19 protein-coding genes are annotated in these 17,517 nt (G+C 55.6%); 5 read left to right on the top strand and 14 right to left on the bottom strand.

Annotated features, from left to right (window positions below; genetic code table 11):
• The first annotated feature begins 1 nt into the window (after nucleotide 1).
• The 4 genes from LJE94_04570 to LJE94_04555 are packed head-to-tail and all read left to right on the top strand — an operon-like array spanning nucleotide 2 to nucleotide 4,238.
• Entirely contained in the window at nucleotides 2-895 is an 894-nt protein-coding gene (locus LJE94_04570) for an ABC transporter permease (GenBank protein MCG6909382.1), read from the top strand.
• 9 nt (nucleotides 896-904) lie between these two features.
• Nucleotides 905-1,882 carry an ABC transporter ATP-binding protein gene (locus LJE94_04565; GenBank protein MCG6909381.1) on the top strand — a complete coding sequence of 326 codons (978 nt, stop codon included), beginning with the start codon at nucleotides 905-907 and terminating at the stop codon, nucleotides 1,880-1,882.
• Nucleotides 1,875-2,888 carry a dipeptide ABC transporter ATP-binding protein gene (locus LJE94_04560; protein MCG6909380.1) on the top strand — a complete coding sequence of 338 codons (1,014 nt, stop codon included), beginning with the start codon at nucleotides 1,875-1,877 and terminating at the stop codon, nucleotides 2,886-2,888. Before LJE94_04565 ends, LJE94_04560 begins: the two co-directional genes overlap by 8 nt.
• 30 nt (nucleotides 2,889-2,918) lie before the next feature.
• A complete protein-coding gene (locus LJE94_04555) occupies nucleotides 2,919-4,238 on the top strand; it encodes a YihY/virulence factor BrkB family protein (GenBank protein ID MCG6909379.1) in 1,320 nt (439 codons plus the stop codon).
• Nucleotides 4,239-4,246: 8 nt separating this feature from the next.
• Here the strand turns inward: LJE94_04555 and LJE94_04550 are convergent, their stop codons facing one another.
• The 14 genes from LJE94_04550 to LJE94_04485 form a co-directional block, all read right to left on the bottom strand.
• Nucleotides 4,247-5,638, bottom strand: coding sequence for an aminopeptidase P family protein (locus LJE94_04550; protein MCG6909378.1), 1,392 nt, complete (start codon nucleotides 5,636-5,638; stop codon nucleotides 4,247-4,249).
• Nucleotides 5,639-5,652: 14 nt separating this feature from the next.
• Nucleotides 5,653-5,973, bottom strand: a complete 321-nt coding sequence (locus LJE94_04545; GenBank protein MCG6909377.1) for a hypothetical protein — start codon at nucleotides 5,971-5,973, stop codon at nucleotides 5,653-5,655.
• 60 nt (nucleotides 5,974-6,033) lie between these two features.
• Nucleotides 6,034-7,020, bottom strand: a complete 987-nt coding sequence (locus LJE94_04540) for an ABC transporter ATP-binding protein (protein MCG6909376.1) — start codon at nucleotides 7,018-7,020, stop codon at nucleotides 6,034-6,036.
• A gap of 16 nt (nucleotides 7,021-7,036) precedes the next feature.
• Entirely contained in the window at nucleotides 7,037-7,996 is a 960-nt protein-coding gene (locus tag LJE94_04535; protein MCG6909375.1) for an ABC transporter ATP-binding protein, read from the bottom strand.
• Between the two features lies 1 nt (nucleotide 7,997).
• Nucleotides 7,998-8,882: an ABC transporter permease gene (locus LJE94_04530; protein MCG6909374.1), complete on the bottom strand. Its 885-nt coding sequence runs from the start codon at nucleotides 8,880-8,882 to the stop codon at nucleotides 7,998-8,000.
• 43 nt (nucleotides 8,883-8,925) lie between these two features.
• Nucleotides 8,926-9,942, bottom strand: coding sequence for an ABC transporter permease (locus LJE94_04525; protein ID MCG6909373.1), 1,017 nt, complete (start codon nucleotides 9,940-9,942; stop codon nucleotides 8,926-8,928).
• A 57-nt stretch (nucleotides 9,943-9,999) separates the two neighbouring features.
• Nucleotides 10,000-11,556 carry an ABC transporter substrate-binding protein gene (locus LJE94_04520; GenBank protein ID MCG6909372.1) on the bottom strand — a complete coding sequence of 519 codons (1,557 nt, stop codon included), beginning with the start codon at nucleotides 11,554-11,556 and terminating at the stop codon, nucleotides 10,000-10,002.
• A gap of 229 nt (nucleotides 11,557-11,785) precedes the next feature.
• Nucleotides 11,786-12,391 carry an ATP synthase F0 subunit B gene (locus tag LJE94_04515; GenBank protein MCG6909371.1) on the bottom strand — a complete coding sequence of 202 codons (606 nt, stop codon included), beginning with the start codon at nucleotides 12,389-12,391 and terminating at the stop codon, nucleotides 11,786-11,788.
• Nucleotides 12,388-12,843 (bottom strand): hypothetical protein, encoded by a 456-nt coding sequence (locus LJE94_04510; GenBank protein ID MCG6909370.1) that lies wholly within the window; start codon nucleotides 12,841-12,843, stop codon nucleotides 12,388-12,390. Before LJE94_04510 ends, LJE94_04515 begins: the two co-directional genes overlap by 4 nt.
• Before the next feature lie 55 nt (nucleotides 12,844-12,898).
• Entirely contained in the window at nucleotides 12,899-13,147 is a 249-nt protein-coding gene (gene atpE, locus LJE94_04505) for an ATP synthase F0 subunit C (GenBank protein ID MCG6909369.1), read from the bottom strand.
• A gap of 214 nt (nucleotides 13,148-13,361) precedes the next feature.
• Nucleotides 13,362-14,336, bottom strand: coding sequence for an ATP synthase F0 subunit C (gene atpE / locus LJE94_04500; GenBank protein ID MCG6909368.1), 975 nt, complete (start codon nucleotides 14,334-14,336; stop codon nucleotides 13,362-13,364).
• Between the two features lie 3 nt (nucleotides 14,337-14,339).
• Nucleotides 14,340-15,014 carry a F0F1 ATP synthase subunit A gene (gene atpB / locus LJE94_04495; GenBank protein ID MCG6909367.1) on the bottom strand — a complete coding sequence of 225 codons (675 nt, stop codon included), beginning with the start codon at nucleotides 15,012-15,014 and terminating at the stop codon, nucleotides 14,340-14,342.
• A 12-nt stretch (nucleotides 15,015-15,026) separates the two neighbouring features.
• Nucleotides 15,027-15,422 carry an ATP synthase subunit I gene (locus LJE94_04490; GenBank protein ID MCG6909366.1) on the bottom strand — a complete coding sequence of 132 codons (396 nt, stop codon included), beginning with the start codon at nucleotides 15,420-15,422 and terminating at the stop codon, nucleotides 15,027-15,029.
• Nucleotides 15,423-15,656 (bottom strand): AtpZ/AtpI family protein, encoded by a 234-nt coding sequence (locus tag LJE94_04485; GenBank protein MCG6909365.1) that lies wholly within the window; start codon nucleotides 15,654-15,656, stop codon nucleotides 15,423-15,425.
• A 321-nt stretch (nucleotides 15,657-15,977) separates the two neighbouring features.
• Here LJE94_04485 and LJE94_04480 point away from each other — a divergent pair, with 321 nt between their 5' ends.
• Nucleotides 15,978-17,513 carry a sodium:proton antiporter gene (locus tag LJE94_04480; protein ID MCG6909364.1) on the top strand — a complete coding sequence of 512 codons (1,536 nt, stop codon included), beginning with the start codon at nucleotides 15,978-15,980 and terminating at the stop codon, nucleotides 17,511-17,513.
• Nucleotides 17,514-17,517 lie beyond the last annotated feature (4 nt).

The raw sequence follows: 17,517 nt of genomic DNA, 5'->3' as shown, positions 1-17,517 counted from the left end.
CATGGCCGCGACAAAGACCGACATAAGCCCTCTGGACAGGCACCCCTTCGTCGCACAGATGGCCCAGCTCTGGCGAAACAAAACCGCCATTGCCGGATTGTTGATCGTGTCCGTGTTCGTGGCGGCGGCCGTGTTTGCCCCCTGGCTGAGCCCTCACAATCCCGTGGAAACCTCGCTGTACGATCAACTGAAACCACCGGTGTGGCACGATAACGGTTCTTGGGAAAACATGCTGGGCACCGACGACCTGGGCCGGGACATCCTTTCGCGTCTGATTTACGGATCGCGGGTATCGCTGATGGTGTCTGTCTTCAGCGTGGGCCTGGCCTTTGTTTTCGGCACCCTGTTGGGCTCGGTGGCCGGCTACTACAAGGGCACGCTGGACAGTGTCATCATGCGCATCATGGACATCATCCTGGCCTTTCCTTATCTTTTGCTGGCCATTGTCGTCGTGGCCTACATGGGCCCCAGCCTGCGCAATGCCATGCTGGCCATCGGGATCACCTACGTCCCGCGCTTTGCCCGCATCGTCCGTGGCAGCGTTCTGGAAGAGTGTGAAAAGGACTATGTCATCGCGGCCCGTTCCATCGGCGCCAGGGACTGGCGCATCATTTTCATTGCCATCATCCCCAACTGCCTGGGCCCCTTGATCGTCCAGACAACGCTCTCCTTTGCCTCGGCCATCCTGGACGCGGCGGCCTTGAGCTTTCTGGGGCTGGGTGCCCAGCCGCCGACACCGGAGTGGGGTGCCATGATCGCCAGGAGCCGGTCGCTGATCTTGAGAGCGTCCTGGGTGATGACCCTTCCGGGCATCGCCATCCTGCTGGCCGTCATCGGATTCAACCTCTTTGGCGACGGCCTGCGTGATGCGCTGGATCCGCGGTTGCGCGATTGAAGGCCAAACATGAGCAGCCAAAACCTACTTGACATCCTGCATCTTAAAACCCACTTCTTCGTGCGAGGAATGGTGGCCAGGGCCGTCGACGATGTCAACCTGTCCATCGAACCCGGCAAGACCTTGGGATTGGTGGGTGAGTCCGGCTGCGGGAAAAGCGTTACCGCCCACTCGATCATACAGCTCATCCCGGACCCGCCCGGCAAAATCGTGAGCGGCGACATCCGTTTCAACGGAACGAACCTGCTGGATCTTTCCGAAAAGGAGATGCGCGGCATCAGGGGCAACCGGATTTCCATGATATTCCAGGAACCCATGACCTCACTCAACCCGGTCTTTTCGGTGGGAGACCAGGTCGGCGAAGTCATCCGCCTGCACCGGAACCTGAGTGCAAAAGAGACCCGCAACCGCGTGGTCGACATGTTTCGCAAAGTGGGTATTCCGGCAGCGGAAAGGCGGCTCGACGACTACCCCCACCAGATGAGCGGCGGCATGCGCCAGCGGGTGATGATCGCCATGGCACTGGCTTGCAACCCGGAGCTGATGATCGCCGACGAACCCACGACCGCTCTCGATGTAACCATCCAGGCCCAGATTCTGGACCTGATGAACACACTCAAGGCGGACACGGGCGCCTCGATCCTTTTCATCACCCACGACCTGGGCGTGATCGCGGAGATGGCCCAGCACGTTGCGGTCATGTACGCCGGCCGCGTCATGGAGTATGCCGACGTGGAGTCGCTGTTCCTGAACCCCAAACACCCCTACACGATAGGACTGATGGAATCGATCCCCATCCTCGGTCGGCAGGAAGAAAAAAAACGCCTGCCCACCATTGCGGGTGTGGTTCCGTCCCTGTTCAATTTGCCCGATGGATGCCTGTTCAGCGACCGCTGCCCGGATGTTTTCGACGATTGTCGTAAAACCAAGCCCCGACGGTGTGACGTGGGAGATAATCATGTAGTACGGTGCCTGAAATATGCCTGACACAGAGACCCGATCAAAGGAAATTCTGAGAACCGAAAACCTGGTGAAGCACTACCCCATCTTGGGCGGCGTGTTTTTAAAGGAAATAGCTTCGGTCAAGGCCGTCGACGGCGTGAACATCACCGTCGAAAAAGGGAAGACCCTTGGGCTCGTGGGCGAGTCGGGGTGCGGCAAAACCACCCTGGGCCGCGTCATCCTGAGGCTGGAGGAACCCACCAGCGGTTCGGTATATTTCAACAACGAGAATATCGTCACATACGATCAAACCCGGCTCAGAAAACTGCGCAAGGAGATGCAGATCGTTTTTCAGGACCCTTTTTCCTCCCTGAACCCACGCAAAACAGTGTCTCACATCATCGGCGAACCCCTGCTCGTGCACGGCATGGGCAGCCGAAAAGCCAGGGAAGAACGGGTCCTCGAACTCATGGAAGTCGTCGGGCTGCGCAAGGAGCACATGCGCCGATACCCGCACCAATTCTCCGGCGGACAACGCCAGCGTATCGGTGTGGCCAGGGCCCTGGCCCTCAACCCTCAATTGATTGTCTGCGACGAAGCGGTGTCGGCCCTGGACGTGTCCATCCAGGCCCAGGTCATCAACCTCCTGAAGGATCTCCAGGAACAGTTTGGCCTGACCTACCTTTTCATTTCCCACGACTTGAGCGTCGTGGAGAACATCAGCAATCGCGTTGCCGTCATGTACCTGGGAAAAATTGTCGAGAGCACCACCCGTGAACGGCTTTATAAAAAGCCGCTACACCCTTACACCCAGGCCCTGCTGTCCGCGTCGCCGCTGCCGGATCCCAGAGCCACCCGCAATAGAATCATATTGGCGGGAGATGTCCCCAGCCCCATCGACCCGCCGTCTGGGTGCCGCTTTCACACCCGTTGCCTCTTTGCCAAGGATGTCTGTCGAAAGCGTGAACCCGAATACCGGGAAGTGGATACCGACCACCGGGTCGCCTGTTTTTTCGCGGGGAGTGTCGGCAATTTCAGATCCTTTGACTGATATAACCGCTTTCCAATCAATGGTGTCGCCATGGTTTCAAAGCTATTGAACTTTTTGAAAATAGATGTCTGGAACATTCAGTCCCGGCACTTGTCGGGCAAAAGGTCCTTTCTTTTACGACTGCTCAGGATGGTGCTGCTGGCAGTTCGCGGCATCGGGGAGGACCGCCTCCAGCTAAGGGCCTCCGCTCTAACCTACTACAGCCTGCTCGCCATCGTGCCCATCATGGCCATGGCCTTCGCCATCGCCAAGGGATTCGGTTTCGAGACGTCTCTGGAGCAAAGACTGCTTCAGGAATTTCCCGGACAGGAAGCGGTGATGATGCAGGTGGTCGCTTCCGCACACAATCTGCTCGAAAGGACCAGGGGCAGCATGATAGCCGGCATCGGCGTCATCGTCCTGTTCTGGGCTTCCGTAAACGTGTTGAGTCATATCGAACGGTCCCTAAACGACATCTGGGATGTCAAGAAATCCCGTTCCCTATGGAGGAAATTCAGCGATTATCTCACCATTATGGTGCTTTCCCCCGTGCTTGTCATCCTCTCCAGCAGCGTCACCGTGTACGTCAAGACACAGGTCACCACCATCATTCAACAGTTTTCCCTGCTGGGCGGCGTCAGCCCCATCATTTACTTTTCGTTCAAGCTTTTGCCCTTCCTCATGATCTGGATGCTGTTCACCCTCATCTACCTGCTGATGCCCAACACCAAAGTCCGCTTTCTTTCGGGCCTCTTGGCAGGGTTCATTGCCGGCGGACTGTATCAGCTTCTCCAGCACACTTACATCAACTTTCAGTTTCTCATCGCCAGCTACAATGCCATCTACGGCAGCTTCGCCGCACTGCCTCTGTTCCTTATATGGCTGCACCTGAGCTGGATGATCGTTTTTTTCGGGGCGGAAATTTCCTTCGCCCATCAGAATATCGAAGCCTATGAATTCGACCGGGAGAGCCGACGGATTTCCTCCGGCATGCAGAAACATCTGGCGCTGATGATCACTCACCTGATTGTGCAACGCTTTACGGAAGCAAAGGAACCGCTCACCATGAGCCAGATTTCAGGCCGGCTCGAGATCCCCATAAGGCTGGTGCACAGGCTCGTGGCCGACCTGACGGAAAGCGGCATTTTGTCGGAACTGGCGGGGATTGATCAGGACGAACCGGTCTACCAGCCAGCCGTGAGCACCGACCTTCTGAGCATGGGCTACATTCTGGCGTCGCTGGAAAAGATCGGCTCCGACAACATCCCGATGTTAAAGACAAAGGAAACCGCCGCGATTTCCACATCCCTAGCCCGTTTTCAGGAAATCATCGACAGCTCGCCCGACAACCTTTTGTTGAAGGATTTATAGGTACCCTGTCATGACGATGCCAGCGCCTCGACCTCTTCAACGCGTTTCGGTATGGGTTTCCCGAGAATGCGCGCGCCGCTGCGGGTGACCAGAACATTGTCCTCGATGCGCACACCGCCGAATCCCTTGTACGCCTCCACCCTGTCATAGTCGATGAAGTCGGAAAATTTGTTTTCAGAGCGCCACCTGTCTATCAGCCGGGAGATGAAATAGATGCCGGGCTCCACCGTCAGCACGAAGCCCTCCTCGAGCGGACGGGCCAGACGCAGGTTGCGCGTCCCGAACTGGTCGCTGCGTTTGATGGTGTCCGTATAGCCCACCAGGTCTTCCCCCAGACCCTCCATGTCGTGAACGTCCAGCCCGATCATATGTCCCAGCCCCGCCGGTTGAAACAGGGCGTGGGCACCCGCAGCCACCGATGCGTCGACGTCGCCCTTCATGAGGCCGAGCGCCTGCAGTCCCTCGGTTATGACGCGGCACGACAGCAGGTGAATGTCCCTGAAAGCGGTTCCGGGGCGCATGGACTGGATGGCCGCCTCTTGAGACGCCAGCACGATGCGGTAAATCTCTTTCTGGCGGGTGCTGAAGCTGCCGCCCACGGGGATGGTGCGGGTAATATCGCTGGCGTAGTGCATGGGGGACTCGGCACCCGAATCGTTGACAACCAGATTCCCCGCCTGCATGATGTTGCCGTGAAACTGGTTGTGCAGGATCTCTCCCCTGACCGTGAAAATCGTGGGATAGGCCATGCGGCTGCCCCCCCGCGCATAGGCGATGCTCTCCATGGCGCTCACCACCTCCAGTTCGTACATGCCGGGGGATGTCATCCTCATGGCCGTCATGTGCATCTCGCGGGAGATGTCCAGGGCCGATTCCATCTGGTCGACCTCGGCCGCACTCTTGATGGATCGCTGGGCGACAACCGCGCGGATCAGCTCGGGCGACACGGTCTCGCCCAGGTCGCCCGGGGCTGTGTTCAGCAGCCGTGACATCGCCATGATGTTGTCCGCCCGGTACTGGGGCAGGATATGCACGGTCCTTCCCGAACTGCGCGCTTTTTGGATGAAGGGCGTCAGGTGGTCAGCCGGCTCGATCTGCGCAACGTCCGTTTTTTCACATAGAAAGGACAGGGACGGCGATGCGCCGGACCACACCGATTCCTCCAGAGTCATGTCGTCGCCGAATATGATCTCCCGGGATGCGTCGATGTCGATGGCGGCGGCAAGGTCGGGCATGTCCAGGCCCCAGAAATATAAAAAGGAGCTGTCCTGCCGGAAAGGGTACAGGTTGTCCGCATAATTCATGGGGCTTTGGCCATTGCCCAGGAAAAGGACGATGCCCGAGCCGACGTCTGCGGCCAGGCGCTTGCGTCTTGAGTGGTAAACTGCTTTGGGAAACATGGCTGGTAACTCCCCTAATCCTTTTTCAGGGACCCGTCGGCCACCCGGTCGATGGTCGATGTTGGAAAGATCGGCCGATCGTTCGAAAGGGACGTGTTCGGAAACATGCCGTACTGGCTGCTGCCAACGTGGCATCCCGGCCAACACCTGGCCCGGTAGTAGCGCATGGGCTTTTCGGGAATCTCGCCGTCTCCCGGGTACCAGACACCGGCGGCAATGGGAACCTCCCAGGTGACGCCGCCGGCTTTCCCGGCCTTGTCCGTTGCGTTGGCGGCAATGCCTACGGCGCTGATCATTGCGGAACACACGAAGATCAGTGTCAGTAAATATTTCATTTCTTTACCCCCTTTTGCGGCTGAGCATACACGCCCGGTCGATGCGCCCCCCCCGGGCCGTCATCCTCCGGCCTTGACCGGGCAGGCCACCCAGTGATCCCTGCCCACCTCCACCAGCTCCGGAACGGCCACGGAACATCCCGGCACGGCAACATTGCAGCGCGGATGAAAGCGGCAGCCGGACGGCGGATCGATGGCGCTGGGTATCTCTCCCTTGGGGATTGCGTGCCGGCGTTTGAACTTCGGGTCCGGAACCGGCACAGCCGCCAGCAGGGAAACCGTGTAGGGATGGACCGGATTTTTGAATACGGATTCGAGGGGGCCGATCTCCAGGATTCTGCCCAGGTACATGATGGCGATTCTGTCGCAGATGTATTTGCAGGTGGCCAGATCGTGGGTGATGAAGAGGTATGTCAGGTCGAACTCTTCCTTCAGTTTTACCATCAGCTCCAGTATCATGGCGCTCACGCTGACATCGGCCATGGCAATGGGTTCGTCGGCCACGACGAAATCCGGGTTCGTGATCAGCGCCCGGGCGATGGCCACGCGCTGGCGCTGGCCGCCTGACAACTGGTGCGGGTACTTGTCGAAGAAAAACGCAGACGGTGAAAGGCCTACTTTTTCCATGATTTCCAGCGTCTTGTCACGGATCTCCTGCGCCCGCCCGTTGGAGTGAATGGCCAGCGGGTGGGCGATGGAATCGCCGATGCGCATGCGCGGGTTCAAGGAGGCGAATGGATCCTGGAAAACGATCTGCATGTTTTTCCGCATCCTGCGCATCTCCTCCAGGGAGTACTCGAGCAGCGCTTCCCCCCGGTAGAAAATCCGCCCTGCTGTGGGTTCCAGCAGTCTCAAGGCCAGCCTTCCCGTGGTGGTCTTTCCGCAACCGCTTTCCCCCGCAAGCCCCAAAACCTCCCCCTTGCGGATAAAGAACGAAACGTCGTCAACCGCCCGCACCACGCGTTTGTCTTTTGTGAACAAGTAGTTGAACACCCCCGTGTCCAGGGGAAAGTGTTTTTTCAGATGTTGGATGTCCAAAAGTTTCATCTTCGGCCTTCAGATATCACGTGTACAGCCAGCAGGCCACGGCATGCCCGGCCTTTTTGTTCAGTTCGGGACTTTTTTCCCTGCAAATCTCCATTACCTCCGGGCAGCGCGGGTTGAACACACAGCCTTTCGGCGGGTCCACCAAATCCGGGGGCGCACCGGGCATGGTGGTCAGCTTGGGCTGCTCCAATTGAATGTTGGGAATGGAGGCCAGAAGCCCCTGGGTGTAGGGGTGCATGGGTTCGGCAAAGACATCCATCGAGGTGCCGGTTTCGGCTATTCTGCCCCCATACATCACGGTGATGCGGTCGGCCATCTGTGCCACGATACCCAGGTTGTGGGAAATCAGGAGAATGGTCAGATTGAACTCCGCCCGCAGTTCGTTCAAAAGGTCCAGAAACTGGGCCTCGACAATAACATCCAGGGCGGTTGTGGGTTCATCGGCGATCAAAAGGTCCGGGTTCAGGATCAGAGCCATGCCGATCATGATGCGCTGCCGCATCCCTCCCGACATCTGGTGAGGGTACTCTGACAGTCGCTCCCGGGCGATCCCCAGCCGTTCGAGCATTAAGCCCGCCCGCTTCAGGGCATCCTTTCTGGATACACTTTTTTCATGGGTCTGGATGGTTTCCACAAACTGGTTTCCGACTTTGAACAGCGGGTTCAGGGATGTCAGCGGATCCTGAAATATCATGGCGATCTTTTTGCCGCGCAGGGCCAGGATCTCCCTTGCGGACATGCCGGCGATATCTTCCTGGCGATAATTGATTTCACCGGCAGTAATGCGGCCGGGAGATCTCAGCATCCTCAGGATGGAAAACCCCAGGGTCGATTTACCGCACCCGGATTCTCCGACCAGGCCCATCACCTCGCCCTGTTTCAGATAGAGGCTGACATTCTCCACCGCCCGCACCGTCCCGATGTGAATGGGAAACTGCACGTCGAGGTTTCTTATTTCTAGCAGATGTTCTTCCAAACTAACGCTCCAGCAGCCTGGGGTTCAGAATTTCCGCCAAACCTTCGCCCAGCATGGTAAAGCCGAGGGCCAGCATCGAAATCATGACCCCGGGAAAGGTAATCAGCCACCACTGGCCGGAGGGCAGAAATTTCTTACCCATGGCCAGATCCATGCCCCAATCAACGATACTTGGCGGCAGGCCGAGTCCCAGGTAGGTCAGGGCCGCCTCGATCATGATAGCATCGCCGACATTCATGGTGAAGACAACCACGGTGGTGGCGATCACGTTGGGGAAGATGTATTTCCACAAAATCGTCTTGCCCGGTGCGCCGATGGCTTGAGCCGCCTCGACGTACAGCTCCTCCTTGATGCTGAGGGTCTGGCCGCGAACCAGGCGGAAATAGGTCGGGATGTAGATCACCGCCACGGCAAGGGTGATGCTGATGATCCCCGGTTCCAGCATGGCGGCAAAGGCGATGGCCAGGATGAGGCCCGGAAACGAGTAGATCGAATCCATGACCAGGGAAAGCATTTTGTCGAAGAACCCGCCGCTGTATCCGGAGATCAGCCCTAAGCTGATGCCGCACAGCGAGGAGATGATGGCCGCCAGAATCGCCACCCCCAGGATGGTCCGCGAGCCGAAGACGATGCGCGAGAAAACGTCCCGCTGCAGGTTGTCGGTGCCCAAAAGGTGCTTGCCGCCAGGCGGTGCCAGCTGGGGGCCGGCGGCTTGATTGTGCGGGTCGAAGGGCGCAATGTGGGAGGCAAAAGCGGCCATGCAAAGGACCGCTATAATGATGAGGGCACCGGCGACGAGAATCCACCACTCCACCCCGTACTTTTTGCCCATGCCGGTAAAGCGGGACAACAATTTTCCCAATCCTGCCGAGGGGGAATATTTCACTAAAATCCTCCGTTGATAACTGTTCCGGTCATGTGCACATCCATCAGTAGCGCACCCTCGGGTCCACCAGAGCGTAGACGATATCCACCACCAGCGACACCAGGGCGACGATCATGGCAAAGATGACGATGACGCCCTGGATGGTGGGGTAGTCTCTGAGATAGATCCGCTCCAGGAGCAGCCGCCCCATTCCCGGCCAGGAAAAAGTGGTTTCCGTCAACACCGCACCGGCCATGAGCAGAGCCACCTGGAGGCCCATCATGGTCAATATGGGTACGAAGGCGTTCAGCAATGCGTGTTTGTACACTACCCGGTTGTGCCGGATGCCCCGGGCTTCGGCCGCCAGGATGTAGTCCGCTTTGAGCACATCAAGCATGTTGGCCCGCGTCAAACGAATAAAAATTCCCGAAAGGGTCAGCCCAAGCGTGAACGAGGGCAGGATCAAGTGGATGAGGACATCTTTCAGGGCTTCGAAATCCCTGACCAGGATTGTGTCCAGAATGTAAAACCCGGTTTTTTCGAACATCGACACGAACACGCGCGCACCGGTCCGGCCGGCCACCGGCAACACGTCCAACCAGACCCCGAAGATCATCTGCAGCATCAACCCCAGCCAGTAGACCGGAATGCAGTATATGACGATGCCGTAAAGGCGGATGGCGTAATCCTGGGGGGACCGGCGCTTGTCGGCGGCATAGACCCCCAGCAGAATCCCCAGGATCAACGTGATCAGCATGCCGAAAAAGGTGAGCTCGATGGTGGCCGGAACCTTCATCTTGATGGAATCGATGACGCGTTCATTGAAAATCATGGAGTTGCCGAGGTCCAATCGGCAGATTTGCAGTAGATAATCGCCATACTGCACGATCAGGGGCCTGTTGAGCCCCAACTCCTCTTTTTTCTGCTCGATGACGCTGTCGGGAGCGTGGCCGCCCAGCATGGAAGAAACCGGGTCCCCAGGCATGATGCGAATCACCACAAAAACGATGCTCAAGAGAATAAAGAGCATGGGAACGGTTAGAAGGGTTCGTGTGAAGATGTATCGAAGAAGATTTTTCATACATTAAAAAGGCCCGTGTGCCGCACACGCTCCCGCGGCACACGGGCCGATGGTCCCTTACTCGGTACGTTTGATGGGTGCATAAATGAACTGCAGCGTGGGCGAAATCATGATGCCCTCTATGTTTTTCTGGGAAAACAGGTAAAGCGTTCCCTGAAAGATCGGGGCCGTGGGGACTTCGTCGGTCCACATTTGCTGTACCTGCCCGTATACGGCGGCCCGTTTGGCGGGATCGGGATTTTTCTGTCCCTCCACAAACAAGGCGTCCCATACGGGGCTGGAAAAATAGATGCCGTTGCCTTTGGATCCGGCCGTGCCGGCAAAGGCGGCGGTGTAATTGTCCGGATCGATGTAATCCGGATACCATCCCAGGAGGTATACCGGCATCAGCTTTTGGTGCCAGTTCTGCTTGTAGGTGGCCCACTCGGCGGACTTCACCGTCACCTCCATGACGCCGGTTGCTTCCAGCTGGGACTTGATGACAGCGGCCATGTCGACTTCCGTGTCGCCGTAATGGCTGGGCGTGTACCAGAAATCGAATTTCAGCTTGTTGCTGCTGTTAAATCCTTTGGAGGCCAAAAGCTCCTTGGCTTTGGCGATGTTGCCGTCCCCGAAGGCAAACTTGAAGCTGTCGGTGTGGGTCCACATGCCCATTGGCACCATGGAGTAAAGCGGCGCATTCTGTCCCAGAAACACCTTTTTGATGATTTCCTTTCTGTTCAGGGCGGCGGCGATTCCCTGACGGACCACCTTGTCGTCAAAGGGCGGGGTTTCGCACTGAAAACAGACATAACGGATGTAGGGGCCCTGCCCCTTGATGGTTTTGATCTTGGAAGAATTTTCCAGGTCTTTGATGTCGGACGGGTTAAAGGACTTGAAGGCAAAATCCAGCTCGCCCTTTTCCAGGGCCAGGCGCATGGTGGTGGCGTCGGCGAAATAGCGGATGACCACCCGGTCATTCAGGGGTTTGTCGCCCGCATAGTAAGGGTTGAGATCCAGAACGATCTCCTCGTCCCGTTTGAACGAAACCGCCTGGTAAGGTCCGAGGCCCACCAGTTTTCCACCCTTGAGTTCGGAAGGGTTTTTGACGATTTTGTCGGCCGGATAGACATTGGGGTTGACCGGGTAGTAGGGTGGGGTGGCCACGAGAGAGGGGAAATAGGCCACGGGGTTTTTCAAATTGAACTTCACGCGGTATTTATCGACGGCCTCGACGCTCTCTACAAAATCGGTCACCAGCCAGGAGGGATCCCCGGCGATGCGCATGACCCGGTCGATGGACCACTTGACTGTCTGGGAATCGAACGGGGTGCCGTCCGAAAACTTCAGGCCCTTTTTCAAGTTGAAGGTATAGGCCTTGCCATCGTCGCTGATCGTGTAGGATTCCGCCAGGCCCGGAACCAGATTGGTTTCTCCCGGAGGATAGCCCATCAGGCCCTGGTAGATGTTGTAAAAAATTTCCCAGGTGTGAAAGTCATAGGCATTGCATGGATCCATGTCGGTGACTTTTTCCGTGGTGCCATAGACCAGCGCCTGGCTCTTGGCAAAGCCGCTGCCGGAAATAAAAAATACGGTTACAGCCAGCAGACTGAGAACAATCAACACTTTTTTCATTCTTACCCCCCTTCATTGTAATTGGTTTGCATCAACCCTGAAGATCCTTTTCAGGTTGGGTTTGAGCGGCTGGATGCGGTGCACAACGGGCATCGCATTGAGGCTGTCGTACAATTTATAATGAAGAACAATGAGATGGTCAAGACAATTTGTCGGAAGTTGGAAGAACCGCCGCAAGGAGGCCGGGGGCGCGGGAGGTGCATGGCTGGACGGTGGCCTGCGTGATGCGTCAGAGGCTATCGGTGCTTTTCATGTAGTGTTCTAAAATCATCTGGTTGTCCCGGTCGTCTATGTGGTCGGGCAGTTTCCGGGTGGCCATGTCGATGGCTAGGTCGATCATCTCCGCTCGGATGTCCGCGTGGGCCGACAGCAGCTGGCTATGGAGTTTCCGCTTCGCGCTTTCCAATAAAATGGTGCCTTCCTCTTGGGCACTGTCGATGATGCGCTGTTTGCTGGCTCTGCCCTGGGATATGATGCGCTCCTTCAGTTTCTCGAGTCTTTCCTTGCTGTGGTCGCGGGCCTTCAGAAGATCCTCGACTTTTGCCAGGATCTCCTTCTTTTCCCTTTCCACATCTTGGATCTCTTTTTTTACATCCTCGCTTTTTTCCTTGAAAAAGTTGACCAAAGGCTTTCTAGCGTACTTGAAAATGAGAAACATCAGGATGGCAAAATTGATATAGCGCAGGATAAGATCATAGGCAGGGCGCCAGTCAGCGGCATCTTCCGCGGCCATGGCCCCGTGCACAATCATGAACATGGCGGCCGTTGCCAGTAATACAAGCGGCAGCAACCGCGACAGCAACGCGAATATGCGGCTACGGCTTCGAGCCTTCATGATGCCAGTCTCCTCTCGAGAACCTTTTCCATGATACTCAACGACAACTTGTCCGCCTCCTCGGCGATCGTTTTGCGCGCCTCGGCGACGCGGGCATCGATCTCCTTTCGATTTTTCTCGCCCATCTCTAGGATCTGCTGTCTGACGCCCTCAATAATGTCCGACGCTTCCGTGGAAGCCTGCTTTTCCAATTCGGCGGCCACCTGCTGCCCCGCCCGGCGTACGGCGGCATCTTCCTCCCTGGTTTCCAACATGATTTTCTGCAGCTTCCTTTCCGCATCCCGAATCTCCAGCTGGATCCCCTCTATGTAATGCTCCCGTTCCTGCATCGATTCGCGCAACGGGCGAAACATGACCCGATTGATGACAAAGAGGAATATCAAGAAGGAGATCAGCTGAACCACCAGGGTTTCATTAATGCTGATCAGGGCAACATTGCTGATAATCTGCATAGCTTGTTTTCCACCGTTGTTTCAGGGCGTTGAATACAAGATCTGCCCATTGCCGTTAGACCACGAAGAGTAGCAGCAACGCGATAACCAGTGAATAGATGCCGGTGGATTCCGAAACCGCCTGGCCAACGAGCATGGTTCGGGTTAAAAGACCGGCCTCCCTTGGGTTTTTACCGATCGCTTCACATGCTTTGGCTGCAACCATGCCTTCGCCCACACCGGGTCCAATAGCGCCTAAACCCATGGAAATTCCAGCTCCGAGAAAAGCTGCCGCTTTTACAATATCAATGCCTTCAATAGCCATTTTTCACCTCCATAAATTCGCTGGAAGCGAATTTATTTTACGCGGCTTCGCCGCTGGTTAATGAGTTAATATTATAATTCTGTGTTCATGGTGGTGTAAAATGTTCAAGTTCAAGGCACCGCGAATTTTGTGTTATGAGGCGTACAGTTTTGTACGTTTAAATAGCAACGAAATTCGCGTAACGTCGAAATTGGGCATTTTTCACCGCCATTTGTCAAACTACAAAAATAAGGACCAACGCAATCACCATGGCATATATAGCCGTAGATTGAGAAACCGCCTGTCCCACCAGCATGATCCGCATCAGTTCACCGGACCTGTTGACTTTTCTGGCCACCCATCGAACGGCACCCTCAGCCGCCATACCGTTGCCGACACCCGGTCCGATGCCGCCCAATCCCATACACAGACCGGCGCCCAGCAATGCCATTGCGGCCTGCAGTGTGGAAGATTCAGGAAACTTTTTAAACAGCAGGATAAAGCTGACCAGCAACCCAAAAATGGACGGTGTCTGAGCAACCGCCTGCCCTACCAGCATAACGGTGGTTACATTACCGACCGACTCCGGCTGCCTAGCAATACCCTCGCAGCTTGATCCTGCAGCCAGACCGCCGCCATATCCTGACCCGATAGCCGCCAGTCCGGTGCTTAATCCTGCACCGATCAGCGCGGCCCAGGTCGGGGCCAACGGCAGCTGGCCAAAGTTCATGAAAATCAGCATCAGGGCTACCACCATTGAAAAAATTGCCGGTGTTTGGCAGACGGCCGACCCGATAAGCATGTTGGTGGTCAGACGCGATGTGACGGCCGGCTGCCTGGCAATGCCGACACAGGCCTGTCCGCCCGGGAATCCAGACCCGACACCGGAGCCAACCGCACCGAAACCCATACAGAGGCCCGCGCCGAACATGGATGCGCCTTCCAAGAGGTTGTCCAGGGGTACACCCAGAAACAGCATCAAAATGGCAATCACCAGTGCGAAAATAGAGGCCGACTCTGCAACCGCTTGACCGACCAGCATGTTTTTGAAAATTTCGCCGGACAGTTCCGGATTTCTGGAGACGGCGTCATTGGCCATGGCAGCCGTATAGCCTTCGCCGATGGCGGCCCCGATGGCCCCCAGTCCCATGGCAATCCCCGCACCCGTAAATGCGGCCGCTTTTATGATAAGTTGAGTTTCAAATTCCATAGCTTATTTGACCTGAACCGATATATAGACCACGGTAAGCATGGTGAACACGAAAGCCTGTATGGTGCCCACAAAGAGACCGAAAAAAGCGTTCAGCAAGGGTGGCAGGACGATGCTGTAGGTCAGATGGGAAACCACCAGTATGATGATGGAGCCGCCCATGATATTGCCGAAAAGCCGAAATGAAATGGACACAATCTTGGCAAGCTCCCCGATAATGTTCAAGGGTGCCATGAAAAACATCGGCTCCATGTATTCCTTTACATAGGCTTTAAATCCTTTTGTCTTGATACCGGCATAGTGGGCGATGACAAACCCCATCAGCCCGAGGCTTAGTGGGGTGTTGAGATCCTTGGTGGGTTCTTCCAGATGTGGGATGATACCCAGCCAGTTGGCCAGTACAAGAAACATGAAAAGCGCGCAGATGAGGGGGCCGTATTTTTTGGCCATTTCCTTGTCCAGGGCATCTTCGGTGAGACCGTAAAACTGATTGACGAACAATTCACCGAACATCTGCATCGATCGGGGGAAAATGCTTCTTTTACGGGTGGACAAGATCCCCACCACCACCAGAAAAGCGAAAACGATCCAGGTCATCGCCACGACTTCCAGGTTGATGGTGATGTTATGCCCCAGAAAGGGAATGATCAGTTGATGTATTAAGCCTAATTCACCCATGGTCCTTGACGTTTAATCCTGTGTTTGTTTGATGCCCGTCGGGAAAAAGCGTGATAACAAGTGATCTCCCAAAATCATGAACTGCACCATGAACAGCCCTACGGCGGTGGCGGTGAAGTCGATCCATTCCAGCTTCAGTGCCACAAACAGCGGCACGGCCATAAGCAGATAGCGCAATAGGATGGAACCCAGGGAGACGAAAGAGGCCCGTTTCCTGGAGTTTCCGACGATGATGGGGAGAATTTCCCCGATCAGAACGAAATTCAGCACACTGAATAGGCCCCCCAGGACCACGCCCTTGGCCAACGGCTTATAGCCCAAAACGATAAAGACCATTCCCACGAAGACGGCCGCCATCATGGATACCGTCCCATAACGTTTCTGGGTATTTCTGATTCCCGCCGTCATCTATTCCCTGTCTTTCGTAACATGTATAATTTGCCGGTAGACGACATTGGCGCCCCCCGCCACTCCGAGCAAAATGAACACAACCGTCAGGATACCCCGGGTGCCCAGCCAGCGATCGAGATAGAGACCGATAAAAAAGCAAAAACAGATACACCCTGCCATGGTCAGCCCGATCTGCATGACGATGGACAGGTTTTCGGCCCATACCCTGTTCTTTTTATAGTTGAAGAACATGAGATCTTGCCGGATTTACGATATTAGCTTTACCGGATTTTGAACAGTTTTCCCTGATAACACATCAGAAGAATATTGCAACGGTTAATTCGGTGATGCCAGTAAATTTTCCCGCGGCCAGGACCGACACGCGAAATCACCCGCAACGCCCGGTTTGCGAAGACCCCCTGCAATCAAAAACAGCGGTCGCAACGTATGTTCATAAATTAATAACAAATCTTTTAATGACCAATATTCATATAATTATTGAAACTTCAAAGCGAATATGCTTTTTTGGAGGTGTATTTCCCATTAATAGCGCAGGTAAAAGGAAACTCGCTCATGAGACCTCTGATACGGTGTGCGGCGTTTGCAACCATCTGTTTATCCCTGATCTCATTTCTGGTTCTCGGTTCAGCAACACGCTCCCACGCGCAAGGGCACTCGTCGGAAGCATCAACAGATACGCACAGCCAGGACCCTGCCGGACTCACGCCCTCCGGTAGCGGCCACGAAAAAGAAGGGCATGCCAACCTGGGGGAACGCCTTCCCTTGTGGAGCTGTATCCCCTTCGCCTGCATGCTGCTCTCCATCGCCCTGATGCCTCTGCTTCTGCCCAATTTCTGGCATCATCATTTCGGCAAGATATCCGCATTCTGGGCGGCTTCCATGGGCATCCCCTTTCTGATCGCCTTCAGGGGCGGGGCGGCTTATGAAATTCTGCACATTGTCCTCGCCGATTACGTTCCCTTTATCATACTGCTGTGGTCCCTCTACACGGTTTCGGGCGGAATTCTTCTGAAAGGCACACTACGCGGAAAGCCGGTCGTCAACACGGCCATGCTCCTCTTGGGAACGCTGCTGGCTTCCTGGATGGGCACCACCGGGGCCGCCATGCTGATGATTCGCCCGTTCTTAAGGGCCAACAGCTACCGCAAAAGCCGTACCTTCATGGTGGTTTTTTTCATTTTTCTGATAGCAAACATCGGTGGATCGCTGACACCCTTGGGGGATCCCCCGCTATTTCTGGGCTTCCTCCATGGCGTTACCTTTTTCTGGACCTTCAAAATCCTGCCCCACATGCTGCTGGTGACGGTACTGTTACTGATAATCTATTTCCTGCTCGACACCTATTTCTACCGCAAAGAAGGCGCTCCTCATCCCGATGAAACGGGGGAAAAGCAACCGCTCAAACTGGAAGGGGTATACAACTTCATCCTGCTGGCAGGCGTTGTCGGATCCGTACTCATGAGCGGTATGGTGGACTGGGGGGAAATCTCCACCCTGGGAATCCACAGGGCGATTCAGGATTGGGTTCGAGACGGCCTGCTGGTTTTTCTGGGAATCGCTTCGCTCTTGGCCACCCCCTCCCGGCTCCGCGACGACAACGACTTTACCTGGTTTCCCATTGTTGAAGTCGCCTACCTTTTCATCGGCATTTTCATCACCATGATACCCTGCCTGCTGATTCTCAAGGCGGGCTCCCACGGCGCCCTCGGGTTTCTGATCGGTGCGGTTGAAAAGCCCTGGCACTATTTCTGGGTAACCGGTGCGCTTTCCAGCTTCCTGGACAATGCGCCCACATACCTTACCTTTTTCAATACCGCCCTGGGAAGCTTCTACTCGGAATTGACCGAAGCCCAGGCCGTGCCCCTGCTTATGACCGATAAGGCCATATATCTACAGGCAATTTCAGCCGGGTCCGTTTTCTTCGGTGCCTGCAGCTACATCGGCAATGCACCCAACTTCATGGTTCGATCCATCGCGGAAGAAGCCGGCACCCCCATGCCCAGCTTTTTCGGCTACATCCTGAAATATTCATTGGTTTTTCTGATACCCTCTTTTATATTGGTAACACTTGTTTTCTTTTTATGGTAAAAAG

Source organism: Deltaproteobacteria bacterium (assembly GCA_022340465.1).
In the GTDB taxonomy this organism is placed as follows: domain Bacteria; phylum Desulfobacterota; class Desulfobacteria; order Desulfobacterales; family B30-G6; genus JAJDNW01.
Note: the sequence above shows the minus strand (reverse complement) of the source record. Positions and strands in the feature narration are given on the sequence as shown.

What these genes read in the sequence shown, in the direction of transcription:
- LJE94_04570 (MCG6909382.1), top strand. Translation starts at nt 2, where the DNA reads ATGGCCGCGACAAAGACCGACATAAGCCCTCTGGACAGGCACCCCTTC.
- LJE94_04565 (MCG6909381.1), top strand. Translation starts at nt 905, where the DNA reads ATGAGCAGCCAAAACCTACTTGACATCCTGCATCTTAAAACCCACTTC.
- LJE94_04560 (MCG6909380.1), top strand. Translation starts at nt 1,875, where the DNA reads ATGCCTGACACAGAGACCCGATCAAAGGAAATTCTGAGAACCGAAAAC.
- LJE94_04555 (MCG6909379.1), top strand. Translation starts at nt 2,919, where the DNA reads ATGGTTTCAAAGCTATTGAACTTTTTGAAAATAGATGTCTGGAACATT.
- LJE94_04550 (MCG6909378.1), bottom strand. Translation starts at nt 5,638, where the DNA reads ATGTTTCCCAAAGCAGTTTACCACTCAAGACGCAAGCGCCTGGCCGCA.
- LJE94_04545 (MCG6909377.1), bottom strand. Translation starts at nt 5,973, where the DNA reads ATGAAATATTTACTGACACTGATCTTCGTGTGTTCCGCAATGATCAGC.
- LJE94_04540 (MCG6909376.1), bottom strand. Translation starts at nt 7,020, where the DNA reads ATGAAACTTTTGGACATCCAACATCTGAAAAAACACTTTCCCCTGGAC.
- LJE94_04525 (MCG6909373.1), bottom strand. Translation starts at nt 9,942, where the DNA reads ATGAAAAATCTTCTTCGATACATCTTCACACGAACCCTTCTAACCGTT.
- LJE94_04520 (MCG6909372.1), bottom strand. Translation starts at nt 11,556, where the DNA reads ATGAAAAAAGTGTTGATTGTTCTCAGTCTGCTGGCTGTAACCGTATTT.
- LJE94_04515 (MCG6909371.1), bottom strand. Translation starts at nt 12,391, where the DNA reads ATGAAGGCTCGAAGCCGTAGCCGCATATTCGCGTTGCTGTCGCGGTTG.
- LJE94_04510 (MCG6909370.1), bottom strand. Translation starts at nt 12,843, where the DNA reads ATGCAGATTATCAGCAATGTTGCCCTGATCAGCATTAATGAAACCCTG.
- atpE (MCG6909369.1), bottom strand. Translation starts at nt 13,147, where the DNA reads ATGGCTATTGAAGGCATTGATATTGTAAAAGCGGCAGCTTTTCTCGGA.
- atpE (MCG6909368.1), bottom strand. Translation starts at nt 14,336, where the DNA reads ATGGAATTTGAAACTCAACTTATCATAAAAGCGGCCGCATTTACGGGT.
- atpB (MCG6909367.1), bottom strand. Translation starts at nt 15,014, where the DNA reads ATGGGTGAATTAGGCTTAATACATCAACTGATCATTCCCTTTCTGGGG.
- LJE94_04490 (MCG6909366.1), bottom strand. Translation starts at nt 15,422, where the DNA reads ATGACGGCGGGAATCAGAAATACCCAGAAACGTTATGGGACGGTATCC.
- LJE94_04485 (MCG6909365.1), bottom strand. Translation starts at nt 15,656, where the DNA reads ATGTTCTTCAACTATAAAAAGAACAGGGTATGGGCCGAAAACCTGTCC.
- LJE94_04480 (MCG6909364.1), top strand. Translation starts at nt 15,978, where the DNA reads ATGAGACCTCTGATACGGTGTGCGGCGTTTGCAACCATCTGTTTATCC.